Below are 15,184 nucleotides of genomic sequence, written 5' to 3' on the forward strand. Positions count from 1 at the left end.
TCCGATTCTTGAGAAGCCGCTCGCTTCCATGATCCGAAAGTACCCTGCATGACATCGCCCGACTCGCTGTTTTTCCAAGTCCTGCTTCTGCTCGGCGGTGCCGTCATCGCCGCGACGGTGTTCAAGAAGCTGGGTTTGGGCACTGTGCTCGGCTATCTGGCCGCCGGCATCGTCATCGGTCCGATCATGCATTCGATCATGGAGGCGGAGGAGGTTCTGAGTTTCGCCGAGTTCGGCGTCGTCTTCCTGCTCTTCGTCATCGGCCTGGAGCTCAATCCGTCGCGCCTGTGGCAGATGCGCGGCGACGTTTTCGCCCTTGGCCCGGTGCAGGTGGTGCTGACAGGCCTCGTCCTGACGGCGCTTGCCTATTTTGCGAACGTGGCGGGCTGGCGCGGCAGCCTGATCATCGGCTTCGGCCTGGCGCTGTCGTCGACCGCATTTGCGCTGCAGATTCTGAACGACGACGGCGACATGAACAGCCGATACGGACAGCGGTCCTTTTCCGTGCTGCTCTTCCAGGACCTTGCCATCGTGCCGCTCCTGGCGCTGATCACGATCCTATCCCCCGGCACCAACGAAGCCGCCGCGACCCCGCTCCTCGATTTCGCGACCGCTGTCGGCGCTGTCGGGGCCATGGTGCTTGCCGGACGCTACCTGCTGACGCCGATGTTCCAGGTGATCGCCCGCACCGGCGCGCGCGAGGTGATGATCGCCGCAGCCCTTCTGGTCGTGCTCGGGTCGGCGGCGGCCATGCAGGCGGTCGGGCTTTCCATGGCCATGGGCGCCTTCCTCTCGGGCGTGATGCTCGCGGAATCCTCCTACCGGCACGAGCTCGAAGCGGATATCGAGCCCTTCCGCGGCCTGCTGCTCGCGCTCTTCTTCATGGCGGTCGGCCTGTCGCTGGAAGTCGACGTCATCCTCGACAATATCCTCTTCATCCTGCCGGCCGTGCCGGTCTTCATGGCCGTGAAGGCGCTGATCGTCTACGGGCTCTGCCGGCTCTGGGGTTCGCCGCACGACGATGCGGTCAGGATCGCCTTCCTGCTGCCGCAGGGTGGCGAATTCGGCTTCGTGCTTTTCACCACCGCGACCGCCGCCGGCCTTTTCTCCTCGGCCACCGCCTCGCTCCTGATCGCCGGCGTGACGCTTTCCATGGCGCTCACGCCCTTCGGCGCGGCGCTTTCCAAACGGTTCATGAGCGGCGAGACCCGCGAGGAGCTGGAGGAGGATTTCGACGGCGCAGGCGCCGACGTGCTGATGATCGGCTTCTCGCGCTTCGGCCAGATCGCCGCGCAGATCCTGCTTGCCGGCGGCAGCGCCGTGACCGTCATCGACGATTCCGCCGACCGTATCCGCCAGGCGGCAAGCTTCGGCTTCCGCATCTATTTCGGCGACGGCACGCGCCGCGACGTGCTGATCGCTTCCGGCATCGAAAAGGCGAAGATCGTCGCGGTCACCACGCAAAAGCGCGAGACGACCGACCGCATCGTCGACCTGATCCGCTCCGAATTCCCGGACGTGCGGCTCTTCGTGCGCTCCTACGACCGCCTCCATTCCCTGTCGCTCCGGGACCGGGATGTCGAATACGAATTGCGTGAGACGCTGGAATCCGGACTTCTCTTCGGCCGCCGGACGCTGGAAGGGCTCGGCATGACGGAGAGCGACGCCTACGAGATCGGCGAGGACATCCGCAAGCGCGACGAGGAGCGGCTACAGATCCAGGCCGTACAGGGTCTCGGAGCAGGCCGCGAAATGCTCTTCAACAGCCCGGTCCGGCCGGAGCCGCTGATCAAGCCCAAGCGGGCAACCGTCGTGGACGAAATGGGTTCGGAGCAAGCGGCCGAAACCACCTAGTCCCGGGCTTCGGATCAGCGATCTTTTCGGGCCACCATTGCGGCAATAGTCTCGAAAAGCTCGTCCTTCGCCTGGGACGCGGTAACCTCCCCTGTCGCAGCCGCATGAGACAGAGCCTCGGCCGCGCCGAGCATGGCCCAAAGACCGGCAGGCTTGATGCTTCCCGCTTCCGCAAACGGGGCGAGAGCGGCCCGGCATTTCTCCATGAAAGCCGCCTGATATTCCCGCTTGATCTTTTCAAGCTCGGGAGAACTCGCCAGGGCGGCAATCACGCCCGGTATCTCGCGTCCCTGAAGAAGCACGCAATCGACGTAGGACGATGCGATGACCGCGGCCCGGCCGTTCAAAGTCGCCTCGCTCGTTTCGAGCGCCGCGTCGATGATGGCCGTCTGGCGCGCGTCGAATTCCAGATAAAGCGCCGCCAGCAGCGCTGGCCGTGCGGCGAAATGGTCATAGACGACCGGCTTTGCGACGCACGCCCGCTCGGCCAGCCGCCCGAGCGTCAACGCCTCCGTCCCCTCTTCCCGTACGATCTTCCAGGCGACATCCAGCAACTGCCGGTGCCTCTCCTCCCGCGACAGCCGGCGGCGTTTCGCCGTCATGGGAACCTGATTGCCCGCTTTCGTGCTTGACATGCTTATATACCAAAAGTAACTTACTAAAAGTATATAAGTTTCATGATCCCATCGCAACCTGTCAGCAGGAGCTTTCAACATGCACGCGCTCATCGTTGTCGCGCATCCCGATCCCGCGTCCCTCACACATAATATCGCCGCCCACATCGCCGAGGGCGTCTCCTTGTCCTCCCCGGACAACTCCTTTGAAATCGCCGACCTCGCGGCAGAGGGTTTCGACCCGAGATTCACCCGAACCGATCTTGCCGTGCATCGCAGGGAGGTGCCGCCGTCCGGAGATGTTGCCGCCGAACAGGCAAGAATCGACCGCGCCGACGCCCTCGTGCTCGTCTATCCCGTCTACTGGTGGTCGATGCCCGGTCTGCTCAAGGGATGGATCGATCGGGTGTTCGCCAACGGCTGGGCCTATGACGAGGGACCGGACACCCGGCTGGTGAAGAAGCTTCGCCATCTGCCCGTTCATCTCGTCGCCATCGGTGGCGCGGACATGCGAACCTATGCACGGCATGGCTATTTCGGCGCGATGAAAACGCAGATCGATCACGGGATTTTCGACTATTGCGGCGCGCGGGTCGTGACATCGGAACTCCTGCTCGAACAGGATTCGCGAAATTCGGATGCCCCTCCGGAAACCGCCCGCACGATCGGCTGCAATTTGTTCAACGCATCCAAGGCGCCGCAGGCGGCATGAAAGCCAGCCTAAACCTCGGCGGCCGTGTGGAGCGCGTCGATCGCGCGCTTCAGCTCGTCCTTGACACCTTCCGATTCGTCCAGGATGTCGCGGGCCCTCAGGAAATCCAGAACCCGGAACCGGTTGACCGACGGCCGGAGGAAGATATGCGGCGGGTTGAGCTTCAGCTTGAGCGCGATGCTCGCCTGCATGGTGAGCTGGCTCGCGCCGAACAGGGCGTCGATGCGGCTGGGGGGATGGGTGCCGTCCCCTTCCGGCGCGCCCACCACGTCGACGCCGATCACCACGTCGGCAAGCTCCATCAGCTGCTCATAGGGCACGGGATTGAAGACGCCGCCGTCGATCATGATCCGGCCGTTGACATGCACCGGCATGAAGAGCCCCGGAATGGCTGCGGAGGCAGCGATCGCAGTGCGCAACTCGCCCTGTTCCAGCACCACTTCGGCCTGACCGTAATAGTCCGTCGCCGATATCTTCATGGGGATCTGGAGATCGGCGAAATCCTCCGGCACCTGCGGCGGCAGAAAAGCGTTCAGGATGAGTTCGAGATTGAAATGGCCGAAGCGGAAGCCGCCGAGCTTGTCGCGCATCGTCGCAGGCCCGAGGCTCCAGAGCCGGTTGAGGAGCGCCCCGCGGTTTCCCACCGTCTCCAACGTATAGTCGCAGATCTCACGCCCCGTCATGCCGGACGCCATGCCGGCACCCATGATCGCACCGATCGAGGAACCGGAGATCGCCACAGGGCGGATGCCGAGTTCGTCGAGCGCCTCGATGATCCTTATATGCGAAATGCCGCGTGCCCCGCCGCCGCCGAAGGCGACTGCGAAGGTCAGCCCGCCCCTCTCCTTGACGGCTTCAAGATCGGGAAAGGCGAGCTTGGTGTTCATTCCTTTTCTCTCACGCGGGCTGATAGCGGAAGAAATGCATGCGGGTGTCGCCGAAGACGCGGCTTTCGAGCAGCTTGAAGGCAGGATCGACGGAGGGCATCATATCGGCGCGCTCCTCCAGGATCGCGAGCGCGCCCGGAACCAGCCAACCGCCGGCATGCGCCGCCAATAGCGCATCCTCGCCAAGCCCTTGAGCATAGGGCGGATCGGCGAAAAGGAAATGAAACGGCTCCATCGTGCCGATCGCGCCGAGCTTGGTCGCGTCCCGGCGCAGGATGCGGCTACGGCCGTGCAGGCCGAGACTGTCGATGTTTTCCCACAGGAGCCCGCGGCCCTCGACACCGTTTTCGACGAAGAGAGCGCTCTTGCAGCCGCGCGAGACGGCCTCCAGCCCCACCGCGCCGGTGCCGGCGAAGAGATCGATCACCCGGGTGCCGTCCAGCGCTTCCGGATAGACGTGGCCGATGATGTTGAACAGGCTTTCGCGCGTCCGGTCGATGGTCGGCCGGATCGCATTTGTCTTGGGCGTGGCCAGGGAACGGCCGCGAAATTCACCGCCGACGATCCGCACTGCCCGTCACCCCCTCGGCGTGCGCGGCTTGCCGCTGGCAGGTCTGCCTCCGCTGCGGGCACCGCCCGGACGTCCGCCCGGTTTGCCCGCGCCACCCGGCTTTCCGCGTCCGCCGGAAGGCTTTCCGCCAAATCCGGACTTGGCGCCGCCCGGCTTGCCGCCGAAGGGCTTTCCACCCGGTTTTCCGCCGCGCGGCCTGTCGCCGAACGGACGATCTCCCGCCGGGCGTTCGGAGCGGCTGCGCTCGCCGCGCCCCTCTCCTGCCGAGAACGATCGTGCGGGACGGTCGCCATCCTCACGCGGACGGCGGTCGCCTCTCGGCTTGTCGCCGAACGGACGGTCAGCGCGAGGCGGACGATCACCAAAGCTGCGCTCGCCGCGCGGACGCTCCGAACGGCTCTCTCCGGAGAAAGAACGGGCCGGACGATCGCCATCTTCGCGAGGCCTGCGATCACCGCGGGGTTTGTCGCCGAACGGACGGTCGCCTCTCGGCCTGTCGAAAGAGCGTTCGCCGCGTGGGCGGTCACCTTCTTCGCGCGGCTTGCGGTCGCCTCTTGGGCGATCCCCGAAAGCACGGTCGCCGAACGAACGCTTGCGGCCGAAATCACCGCCCTCTTCCTCCCGCGGGCGGCGGGCCGGTGCTTCGGCGCGGATCCAGTCGCTGTCGTCGTCGGCGCGGTTCACCACCACGCGGCGGTCGTTCTCGGGGGCCGGCTTCTTGAAGAACTGCTCCGCCTCGGCACGGGCCGAAGATTTTTTCGCCCTGCTGTCCGTGGTCGGACGGGCGCCTGGCGCCATCCAGACATTGGCGGTGCGGCTGGTGCCCATGGGAGAACGTTTCGGCGAACGGTCGTCGTCGGAAGCACGGTCGTTGCCCTTGGCACCGCCCTTGCCGCGCGGCCCATCGCCGAACTTCTTGTCTCCGAACTTCTTGTCGCCAAACTTCCGGTCACCAAACTTCCGGTCACCAGGCTTCGTATCCAGCCGGCCAAGCGCCTTTTCACGCCGATCCTCGTCCCTGCCGGCCCGCGGACGTTCCGTCTTGTCGGTCTTTTCCGGCTTCCCGGACCAGTCGGACCGTTCCGCGCGCACCGGCTTGTCGTCTTCCGCGCCCTTGTCGTTGTAGATCGGCGCGTCGAAATTCGCCTTGGCTTCCTCGATCAGGCGGGGCCCGAGCTGGTCGCGCAGCATGCGGCCGCGCACCTCCACCACCTGTCCCTCCGGCAGATCGCCGAGCTGGAAGGGGCCGTAGGAAATGCGGATCAGGCGGTTGACCTCGAGGCCAAGCGCGCCGAGCACGTTCTTGATCTCGCGGTTCTTGCCTTCGCGCAGCCCCATGGTGATCCAGACGTTATGGCCCTGGGTGCGGTCCAGCGTCGCGTCGATCGAACCGTAGAGCACGCCTTCGACGGCAATGCCTTCCTTCAACTTGTCGAGCGCTTCCTGGTCGACCTCGCCATGGGCGCGCACGCGATAGCGGCGCAGCCAGCCGGTGGTCGGCAGTTCCAGCACGCGCGACAGTCCGCCGTCGTTGGTGAGCAGCAGCAGGCCTTCCGTATTGATGTCGAGGCGGCCGATCGACATGACGCGCGGCAGGCTTTCCGGCAGGTTGTCGAAGACGGTCGGACGGCCTTCCGGATCGGAATTGGTGGTCACGAGGCCGGCAGGCTTGTGATAGAGCCAGAGGCGGGTGCGCTCGATGCCACGGATCGGCACGTCGTCCACTTCGATCCTGTCTTCAAGCGTGACGTTGACGACGGGCGTTTCGAGAAGCTTGCCGTTCAGCTTCACCCGGCCTTCCATGATCATCCGTTCGACATCGCGGCGGGACGCCACGCCGGCACGGGCCAGGATCTTGGAAATGCGCTCCGGCTTGCCCTCGGCCTCGACCGGCGCCGCGACAGCCACGGCAGGCTTGCGCGCCGCCTTCACGGGCTTTTCTGCAACGCCCCTGGGCGCAGCCTTCTTCTTTGCACCTGCATCGGCCTTCGGAGCCGATCTGGGCTTGGTTTCGCGGACGAAGGTTCTGCCTTCGCCGCGCTTCGGCTTGTCTTTTGAATTCATTTGTTGTTTGCCTGAAGCGTGATGTCTGCGGAGCAATCCGGACATTCTTGTTCGTGTTGACTGCGATGGAGCGACGCCCGCAAATCGGGCCTGCGATTGGATGCTTCCTACCAGTTCGCGCGATCCGGGTTAAGAGGAAATCGCCAAATGCCGAATACCGACGGGTTCATGGATGCCGCACTTGCCGAAGCGCGCGATGCCGCAGCCCGCGGCGAGGTCCCCATCGGTGCCGTGCTGGTGCTCGACGGCGCGATCGTCGCCCGGTCCGGAAACCGCACCCGCGCCGGCAACGACGTCACCGCCCATGCCGAGATCGCCGTCATCCGCGAAGGCTCCGCCGCGCTCGGCCAGGAGCGGCTTGCCGGCGCCGACCTCTACGTGACGCTCGAACCCTGCACCATGTGCGCCGCGGCGATTTCCTTCGCGCGCATCCGCCGTCTCTATTACGGGGCTGAGGACCCGAAGGGCGGCGCGGTGGACAACGGCGTGCGCTTCTTCAGCCAGCCGACCTGCCATCATGCCCCGGAAGTCTATTCGGGCCTGGGGGAAACCGAAGCGGCAAGCCTGCTCACCGGCTTCTTCAAAGGGAAAAGGGAAGGCTGAGCGGTTCTATCAGAAGAGCTTCCACCACTCGCTGGACTTCTTCGCATCGGCCGCCTCCTGCCTGCGGCGCCTTTCCTTCTGCGTTTCCGGCTCGCCGAGATCGGTGAGGTTCGCCGCATCGGTCGAGCGGAATTCCGCCGGCGGATCGACCAGCGAGCGGCGGCGCGCCGAGATGTCCACGGTTTCGGCATCCTGCTTGGCCTTGCGGAAGGCTTCCCACTTCTCGGCCTCGGTCATCTGACCGGCCTGGCCGCTGCCGGCAAGAAGCGGCGAACGGTAGTTGGGGTCCTTCTCGTTCGCGGCAGCCTCGTCGCGGAGGCGCTTACGGGTCTCTTCCGGAGATTCCACCCAGTTCGGATTGTTCTCGCGGTTGGCAAGCGACTGCTGCGGCGGCGGAAGCGAGCTGCCCTGTTCCTTGGTGGCGACGACCAGCGAGGGGCGCGGATTGTATTTGACGCTGCGGTTCGCCTCTTCCCGGCCCCCGCCGAGAGAAACGGACTTGCCGAGGTCGTCGGCGAGCTGTTCCATGGCCGTCTTGTCGGTGCCGTAGGTGGGGCCGCCGATGCAGCCCGAAAGGGTCAATGTCGAGGCGAGGATGCCGGCCACGCCCATGCCGACACGGAACGCATATGTCGTTTTCATCAAAACCCTTCCAGCGGCGCCCGTCCTCGACGCCTCAGACTACGTATGCCCCAGGTGGCGGAAAAATCCGGCCAATTTCAGGCAGAAATACCGGATGACGCGCCAAAGCGCAATCATCCGGCGATTTTAGACCCCGTCAAAGGCGCCCGAGAGCGGCAAGCTCCCGCAGAGCGGCGGCATCCCGCGCCGACACGTCCGGCCAGGCCGGATCGGAGCCCACATCCTTCGTCACCCGCCAGGAACGAGCGCATTTGACGCCTTCCGCAAACTTCGGATCGACCGCCACGCCCGGCACTTCCGGCAGCCGGAAGGCATTTTCCGGCCCCTCGCCCGCCACGATCGCGATGCCCGAGGTGATGCAGATCTCCTCGAAATCCTGTCCTTCCAGCGCCTTCAGGAGCTCCGGATCGGTCACGTAGACGACCGGGGCCGCCTCCAGCGACGAGCCGATCCGCTTGTCCTTGCGCTCGATCTCCAGGGCGCCCGTCACAACCGAACGGACGCGGCGGATCGCAGCCCATTTCTCGGCAAGCGCCTCGTTCTTCCATTCGGCCGGAACTGTCGGGAACTGTTCGAGATGCACGGAGACGGCATCCGGATTGCGCGACAGCCAGGCTTCTTCCGTGGTGAAAGGCAGCATGGGCGCAAGCCAGGTGACGGTGCAGTCGAAGATCCTGCGGATCACGGCAAGGGCCGCGCGACGGCGCAGCGAGGACGGCGCATCGCAATAGAGCGCATCCTTGCGGACATCGAAATAGAAGGCCGAAAGCTCGACATTGGCAAAATCGATGAGCGCGCGGGCGATCTTCTTGAACTCGAAGGCATCGTAGGCCTCGCGCACCAGCTTATCGAGCTCGGCGAGACGATGCAGCATCAGCTTTTCGAGTTCCGGAAGCTCCGCATAGGCGATTTCCTCGCCCTCGTCATGGGCGAGCGTGCCGAGCATCCAGCGGATCGTGTTCCTGAGCTTGCGATAGGCATCGACATTCGTCTGGATGATCGTCTTGCCGAGCCGCTGGTCTTCCCAATAGTCGGTGGTCATGACCCAGAGGCGCAGGATATCGGCACCGGCGTCCTTCATGACGTCCTGCGGCGCCACGACGTTGCCGAGCGACTTCGACATCTTCTGGCCCTTCTCGTCCATGGTGAAGCCATGGGTGATGACCGTGTCGTAGGGCGCGCGGCCGCGGGTGGCGGCGGATTCGAGCAGCGAGGAATGGAACCAGCCGCGATGCTGGTCCGAGCCTTCCAGATAGACGTCGGCCGGCCATTTCAGGTCCGGACGGTCCTCCAGCGTGAAGGTATGCGTCGAGCCCGAGTCGAACCAGACGTCGAGGATGTCCATGACCTGGGTCCACTTGGCCGGGTCGTGTTCGTTGCCCAGGAACCGCTCCTTGGCGCCTTCCGCGAACCAGGCATCCGCCCCTTCCGCATCGAAGGCATCGAGGATGCGCTGGTTGACCGCCTCGTCCTGCAGAACCTCGCCGTGCTCGTCCACGAAGACGCAGATCGGCACGCCCCAGGCGCGCTGGCGCGAAAGCACCCAATCCGGGCGCTGTTCGATCATGGCACGCAGGCGGTTCTGGCCGGCGGCGGGCACGAAGCGGGTGTCGTCGATCGCCTTGAGCGCCAGATTCCGAATAGTGACTGGCTTCCCGAGGAGCTTAAGATCGATAACATTACTCTTGAAGCTTTCATTCTCCAGCAAATAAGCAACATTGTTTTCAGCCTCAGAATCAAGGTTGTATTCCTTGTCCATGTAGACGAACCACTGCGGCGTATTGCGGAAGATGATCGGCTTCTTCGACCGCCAGCTATGCGGATACTGGTGCTTCAGCCGGCCGCGGGCGAAGAGCGCGTTCTTTTCGATCAGCGCCTTGATGACGCGATCGTTGGCATCGCCCTTCTTGCCACTGTCGTCCATGACGCGGGCGCCCTCGAAGCCGGGGGCGTCGGCGGTATAGGCACCGGCGTCATCGACCGGGAACGGGATCTTCGTCTCGATGCCGCGCGCCTCCAGCTCGCGGATGTGATGCATCCACGCCTCGAAGTCTTCGCGGCCATGGCTCGGAGCGGTGTGCACGAAGCCGGTACCGGCATCGTCGGTGACGTGATCGCCGGCGAGCAGGGGCACAGGGAATTCGTAGCCGCCGCCGAAACCCTTGAGGGGGTGGGCGCAGGTGACCGCTGCGAGATCATCGGCCGAAACATCGCGCAGGCGCTTGTATTCCAGCTTGGCCCTCTTGAAGGATTCCTCCGCCAGCGCATCGGCAAAGATCAGCTTCTCGCCGGGACGCGGGCCGAAATCGTTCTCCGCGGCCGTGACTTCGTAAAGGCCGTAAGAGATTTTCGGCGAATAGGAGATCGCGCGGTTGCCGGGAATGGTCCAGGGAGTAGTCGTCCAGATGACAACCGATACATCCCGCCATTCCACAGCCCGAATATCTTCGTAAGCAACACCGTTCGCATTCGCGGCTTCTTTGCCAAAGCTTACAACCGGGAACTTCACCCAGATCGTATCGCTTTCGTAGTCCTGATATTCGACCTCGGCTTCCGCAAGCGCGGTGCGCTCGACCACCGACCACATGATCGGCTTGGAGCCGCGATAGAGCTGACCGCTCTTGGCGATCTTCAAAAGCTCGCCGGCGATGCGCGCTTCCGCGTGGAAATTCATCGTCAGGTAGGGATTGTCGAAATCGCCGACGATGCCGAGGCGCTTGAACTCTTCCGCCTGGATCTTGATCCACTTTTCCGCATAGGCGCGGCACTCGCGGCGGAACTCGGTCATCGCGGCGGGTTCGGAAAGATCGGGCTTGGCCTTGCCCTTGGAGCGGTAGTTCTCCTCCTCGATCTTCCATTCGATCGGCAGGCCGTGGCAGTCCCAGCCCGGAACGTAGTTCGAGTCATAGCCGCGCATCTGGAACGAGCGAGTGATGACGTCCTTCAGGATCTTGTTCAGCGCGTGGCCGATATGGATGTTGCCGTTGGCATAGGGAGGGCCGTCGTGGAGGACGAATTTTTCGCGGCCGGCGGCGGAGGCGCGGAGCTTCTTGTAAAGATCCATCTGCTGCCAGCGGGCGACCAGTTCCGGTTCCTTCTGCGGCAGGCCGGCGCGCATCGGAAAATCGGTTTCAGGCAGATAGAGGGTCTTCGAATAGTCGAGCTTTTCGGCGGTATCGGTCATTTTGGGCAATCGTCTCTGGCGCCGCGGACCGGCGCATATCGATGAAAATTCGGTGGCGGAAGGCGCTTTTTGAAACGCCGAAAACCCGGACCCTCCGGCCGCTCTTACCGCGCGCGGAAGGCCGGGCCTGTAATTCGAACGATCAAAGCCAGCCGGAATTCTTTCATGGGGGCGGTTATTACGGGTTTTTGCGGCGGAAAGGAAGGGGCAAAACCAAGGTCGCCATCCTCGACTTAAAGCGCTTCGGCATTTATATCTAACTGGTGCTTACGGAGGCGTTCATGCGGGATAGGCCACCACCTCAAACAGAGACAAAGAAGCCATTCGTCGAGTTCATGGAAAGTCTCGACCTCAACACTCCAACTGCAACGAGAGACTGACTACAGCCGAAACGTCTGCTACTCATATTTGCCTGCTTCTGATGCAGAACTGGATCAGCAACATGAAAAGAATATTTTTTATCAAAGCCCTCTGGGATGAAAATGCGAAGGTTTTCTATTCGGAAAGCGATATCGAAGGCCTTCATATTGAAGCGCCCACGATCGATGTCTTCGAGGAAGTCATCTTCGACACAGCGATAGAGCTGATCGTAGAAAACCATATGTCCGCAGCCGACGTGGCGGGAACGGCGATGAAAGACCTGATACCCGCCATCCTTTGGGAGCGACCGTCAACGAAAGCCATCGCTGCCTGATGGTGGACGGTTATTACAAGATCGTTCGGGAAATCATTTCCGAGCTCGGCTACGAATATCTCAAGAACGCCAAGGGCTCGCATGAAAAGTGGCAATCTCGCGAAACGGGCAAAACCCTTCTCGTGCCACGCAATCTGCAAAGCCGCCACACGGCGAATGCCATCTTGAGAGATGCCGGCTCTCCAAAGAAGCTCTAACCCCCTAAAACGCGATCCTGGCGTCCAGTTCCCCGATCGGCCTCACGCCGGAAAGCAGCGCCCGTGCCTCCTCCTCGTCGCGCCTGATCTGGGCGACGAGCGGGTCGAGCCCGTCGAATTTCAGCTCGTCGCGCAGGCGGCCGAAGAAGGAGACGGAACAGGTCTCGCCGTAAAGGCTGCCGGAAAAGTCGAAGACGTAGGTTTCGAGCAGCGGAGCGCCGTTTTCCGTTACCGTAGGACGGCGGCCGTAGCTCGCCACGCCATCGTAGAGCGTGCCGTCGGCGCGGCGGAAACGGACCGCATAGATGCCGGCCTTGAGTTCGGCTTCGGGTGGAAGCTGCATGTTGGCGGTCGGGAAGCCGAGCTGGCGGCCCAGCTTCTCGCCGCCGATCACCTCTGCCTCGACCGTGTAGCGGTAGCCGAGCAGGCCCGCCGCCCCGGCGACATCGCCTTGCGCCAGCATCGCGCGGATGCGGCTCGACGAAATCACCTCGGCATTCTCGTCGCGGAAGGCATCGACCAGCGAGACGGTGAAACCATGCCTTTCGCCCGATGCCATCAGGAAGGCCGGCCCGCCTTCCCTGCCCTTGCCGAAATGGAAATCGAAGCCCGTCACGACCGCGCTCGCATGCAGCCAATCGACCAGGATCGTCTGGATGAACTCTTCGGCCGAGCGGGTCGCGAAATCCCGCGTGAAGGGATATTCGATCACCGAACGGAAGCCCATGGCCTCCAGGAGCCTCGCCTTCAGCGGCGCTGGCGTCAGCCGGAAGACCGGCTCGTCGGGACGGAAGACGCTCCGCGGATGCGGCTCGAAGGTCAGCACCAGCGCCGGCACGCCGCGCTCTTCCGCCAATGCCAGCGCGCGTTCCAGCACGCTGCGATGGCCGCGGTGCACGCCGTCGAAATTGCCGATGGCGATCACGCCGCCCTTGAGCTCGTCGGGCAGCGGCTCCTTCTTTTCATTGCGATGGAATACGGTCATCGAGGCGATTTCCGGTTCAGGCCCAAGAATGCCCAAGGGGCGTCAAAAAGCGCCTGGGGCTATGCAAGACGCGGCATCCAGTATTTCGGCGCGGCATTCTCCCGCTTCAGCCAGGCATTGAGGATCGCCTCGTCGGTCTGGCCGTTGACGGTGTATTCCGCCACATGGATGCCCCCGCTGATATAGAGCAGGTCGAGACCGTATGCGAGCGCGCCGCGCACGTCGGTCGGCATGCCGTCGCCGATCGCCAGCACCCGGTCCATCGGGAAATCGCCGCGCACGTCGCGGGCCGCCGCCAGCGTCTCCTCGTAGATCGGCCGGTGCGGCTTGCCGGCGACACGGGTCTTGCCGCCGAGCTCTTCGTAGTAGGCGGCAACCGCGCCGGCGCAGGGGATGATTCTGTGGCCGCGCTCGACCACGAGATCGGGGTTGGCGCAGATGAGCGGCACATCGCGCCCGGCGAAAGCGGTCAGCATCTCGGTATAATCTTCCGGCACTTCCTTCTCGTCGTCGAAGAAGCCGGTGCAGACGATGCAGTCCGCCTCGTCCGCAGGTACCACGTCGACGCCGAGCCCGTCGAACAGGTTGAGATCGCGGTCCGGCCCGATCAGGAAGACTTTCTTCGGGCCTTCGACGATCAGATGCTGGGTAACATCGCCGGACGTGACGATGCGGTCATAGGTGTCGTCCGGGACCCCGAGCGCGCGCATCTGCTCGATGACCCCGGGGGCCGGGCGGGGCGAATTGGTGATCAGCACGACGGTCGCACCGGCCGCCCGCGCCGCAGCGAGTGCCTTGCAGGACTGCTGAAAGGGCTCGACGCCGTTATGCACGACGCCCCAGACGTCGGACAGGACAACGTCGTAATCGCCGACCACTTCACTCAGGTTCTGGATGCGCTTTGCCATGCGGGATACCTTTTCGAAACTCCCCGGTCACATCGCAAACCATTGGCGGGATTACAAGAGAGATCGTCCGCGAAAGGCGCCTGGAACCCGTCAGCGCCGCAAAACTTCACATTTCTGCAACGCACCATGTTGTGATTGCAGGTGCGAAATGTTTAATTGAAGCGGGGCTGGCTCACTCCAACGAGGAGCCGATCGATGAAAAGGATCGACCAGCTTGAAGGCCTTCGCGGCCTGCTCGCCGTCTGGGTCGTGGTGGTCCATCTGCTTCCCGCTTCCGGGATCGAGCCGGAGGGCCTTGGGCAATTCCAGGTTCTCTTCAACGAAAAGATCCGGGTGCAGATCTTCTGCATCATGAGCGGCTTCGTCATCTTCATGATGATGTCCTCCAACCGGGAAAATTACGGCGCCTATCTGATGCGCCGGCTGAAGCGGATATATCCGGCCTATATGCTGGCCTTCGTCCTGTCGATTCTCACCGCCGGCATCGCCTACCAGGCGCTTCTCACCGCCGATTTCGAGAGCATCCGGAATGCCGGCAGACTGAAGATCCTCGATGAGAGCTTCCTCAACTGGCCCTATCACGTCATCGCCCATGCGACGCTGCTGCATGGAGTCAATCCGGAGCAATGGCTGCCGCTCGGCTCCTATGCCTTCCTGGGCCAGGGCTGGAACATCTCCACCGAGTTCCAGTTCTACGTGATCGCGCCGGTCGCCTTCTTTTTCCTGCATCAGCCCCTGCGGTGGCTGCGGGCGCTCTTCGTGCTTGCCGGCCTCGCCGCCTGGTGGCTTCTCCGGCACTGGCCGAACGGATCGCTCGTCAGCTACTTCGCCATCTATTTCGTCGCCGGCATCGCGAGCTATTACCTGTGGCAGCGCCGCTGGGAGGACCGCAGGCTCGTCAACCCGATCACCGTCACACTTGCGGCCATTCTCGCCGGCTTTCTCGATCGATCGCATTCTCGTCCGCCGGGTCGAATCCGAAGAAAAGACCAAGGGCGGCATCATCATTCCCGATACCGCCAAGGAAAAGCCGCAGGAAGGCGAGGTCATCGCCGTCGGTCCCGGCGCACGTGACGACAAGGCCAGCTCCAGTCGCGCTCGACGTCAAGGCCGGCGATCGTCCTGTTCGGCAAATGGTCCGGCACCGAGATCAAGATCGACGGCGAGGACCTGCTGATCATGAAGGAAAGCGATGTCATGGGCATCATCGAGGCCCAAGCCGAGCAGAAAAAAGCTGCCTGAGCTCTCCACCCCGAAACCATCAGTCAG

At 63.4% G+C, this 15,184-nt stretch carries 13 protein-coding genes and 1 pseudogene; 6 read left to right on the forward strand and 8 right to left on the reverse strand.

Annotation, left to right across the window (positions count from 1 at the left end):
- The first annotated feature begins 48 nt into the window (after window positions 1-48).
- Window positions 49-1,854, forward strand: coding sequence for a monovalent cation:proton antiporter-2 (CPA2) family protein (locus QTA58_RS04235; RefSeq protein ID WP_085422461.1), 1,806 nt, complete (start codon window positions 49-51; stop codon window positions 1,852-1,854).
- Between the two features lie 14 nt (window positions 1,855-1,868).
- Here the strand turns inward: QTA58_RS04235 and QTA58_RS04240 are convergent, their stop codons facing one another.
- A complete protein-coding gene (locus tag QTA58_RS04240; protein ID WP_289671841.1) occupies window positions 1,869-2,489 on the reverse strand; it encodes a TetR/AcrR family transcriptional regulator in 621 nt (206 codons plus the stop codon).
- Between the two features lie 79 nt (window positions 2,490-2,568).
- On the opposite strand from QTA58_RS04240, the gene QTA58_RS04245 reads away from it, so the two are divergent.
- Window positions 2,569-3,180, forward strand: a complete 612-nt coding sequence (locus tag QTA58_RS04245; protein ID WP_289671842.1) for an NAD(P)H-dependent oxidoreductase — start codon at window positions 2,569-2,571, stop codon at window positions 3,178-3,180.
- An 8-nt stretch (window positions 3,181-3,188) separates the two neighbouring features.
- Here the strand turns inward: QTA58_RS04245 and QTA58_RS04250 are convergent, their stop codons facing one another.
- Genes QTA58_RS04250 through QTA58_RS04260 form a run of 3 tightly spaced genes read right to left on the reverse strand, consistent with a single transcriptional unit; the run spans window position 3,189 to window position 6,702 of the window.
- The gene (locus QTA58_RS04250; protein WP_289671844.1) at window positions 3,189-4,067 is read right to left on the reverse strand and encodes a patatin-like phospholipase family protein; all 879 of its coding nucleotides are present in this window, start codon (window positions 4,065-4,067) and stop codon (window positions 3,189-3,191) included.
- Window positions 4,068-4,077: 10 nt separating this feature from the next.
- Entirely contained in the window at window positions 4,078-4,638 is a 561-nt protein-coding gene (rsmD, locus tag QTA58_RS04255; RefSeq protein ID WP_289671845.1) for a 16S rRNA (guanine(966)-N(2))-methyltransferase RsmD, read from the reverse strand.
- 6 nt (window positions 4,639-4,644) lie between these two features.
- Entirely contained in the window at window positions 4,645-6,702 is a 2,058-nt protein-coding gene (locus QTA58_RS04260) for a pseudouridine synthase (RefSeq protein ID WP_289671846.1), read from the reverse strand.
- A 147-nt stretch (window positions 6,703-6,849) separates the two neighbouring features.
- On the opposite strand from QTA58_RS04260, the gene QTA58_RS04265 reads away from it, so the two are divergent.
- Window positions 6,850-7,305, forward strand: a complete 456-nt coding sequence (locus QTA58_RS04265; RefSeq protein WP_289671847.1) for a nucleoside deaminase — start codon at window positions 6,850-6,852, stop codon at window positions 7,303-7,305.
- Between the two features lie 9 nt (window positions 7,306-7,314).
- On the opposite strand, the gene QTA58_RS04270 is transcribed toward QTA58_RS04265, so the two are convergent.
- Both QTA58_RS04270 and ileS read right to left on the reverse strand, forming a co-directional pair.
- Entirely contained in the window at window positions 7,315-7,947 is a 633-nt protein-coding gene (locus QTA58_RS04270; RefSeq protein WP_289671848.1) for a hypothetical protein, read from the reverse strand.
- Between the two features lie 136 nt (window positions 7,948-8,083).
- Window positions 8,084-11,131 carry an isoleucine--tRNA ligase gene (gene ileS / locus QTA58_RS04275; protein WP_289671849.1) on the reverse strand — a complete coding sequence of 1,016 codons (3,048 nt, stop codon included), beginning with the start codon at window positions 11,129-11,131 and terminating at the stop codon, window positions 8,084-8,086.
- Window positions 11,132-11,573: 442 nt separating this feature from the next.
- Between ileS and QTA58_RS04280 the strand changes: the two genes are divergently transcribed.
- Window positions 11,574-11,825: a DUF1902 domain-containing protein gene (locus QTA58_RS04280; protein ID WP_159457642.1), complete on the forward strand. Its 252-nt coding sequence runs from the start codon at window positions 11,574-11,576 to the stop codon at window positions 11,823-11,825.
- Between the two features lie 201 nt (window positions 11,826-12,026).
- Here the strand turns inward: QTA58_RS04280 and QTA58_RS04285 are convergent, their stop codons facing one another.
- Both QTA58_RS04285 and QTA58_RS04290 read right to left on the reverse strand, forming a co-directional pair.
- Window positions 12,027-13,007 (reverse strand): bifunctional riboflavin kinase/FAD synthetase, encoded by a 981-nt coding sequence (locus tag QTA58_RS04285; protein ID WP_085422450.1) that lies wholly within the window; start codon window positions 13,005-13,007, stop codon window positions 12,027-12,029.
- 59 nt (window positions 13,008-13,066) lie between these two features.
- The gene (locus tag QTA58_RS04290) at window positions 13,067-13,915 is read right to left on the reverse strand and encodes a TIGR01459 family HAD-type hydrolase (RefSeq protein WP_289671852.1); all 849 of its coding nucleotides are present in this window, start codon (window positions 13,913-13,915) and stop codon (window positions 13,067-13,069) included.
- Between the two features lie 195 nt (window positions 13,916-14,110).
- Between QTA58_RS04290 and QTA58_RS04295 the strand changes: the two genes are divergently transcribed.
- Both QTA58_RS04295 and QTA58_RS04300 read left to right on the forward strand, forming a co-directional pair.
- On the forward strand, window positions 14,111-14,989 hold the full coding sequence (locus QTA58_RS04295; RefSeq protein ID WP_289671853.1) for an acyltransferase: 879 nt from the start codon (window positions 14,111-14,113) through the stop codon (window positions 14,987-14,989).
- A pseudogene (locus QTA58_RS04300) lies at window positions 14,871-15,157 on the forward strand (co-chaperone GroES). The gene QTA58_RS04295 and the pseudogene QTA58_RS04300 overlap by 119 nt, the downstream one beginning before the upstream one ends.
- The last annotated feature ends 27 nt before the right edge of the window (window positions 15,158-15,184 follow it).

Source organism: Neorhizobium sp. CSC1952 (assembly GCF_030378245.1).
Lineage (GTDB): Bacteria > Pseudomonadota > Alphaproteobacteria > Rhizobiales > Rhizobiaceae > Neorhizobium > Neorhizobium oryzae_A.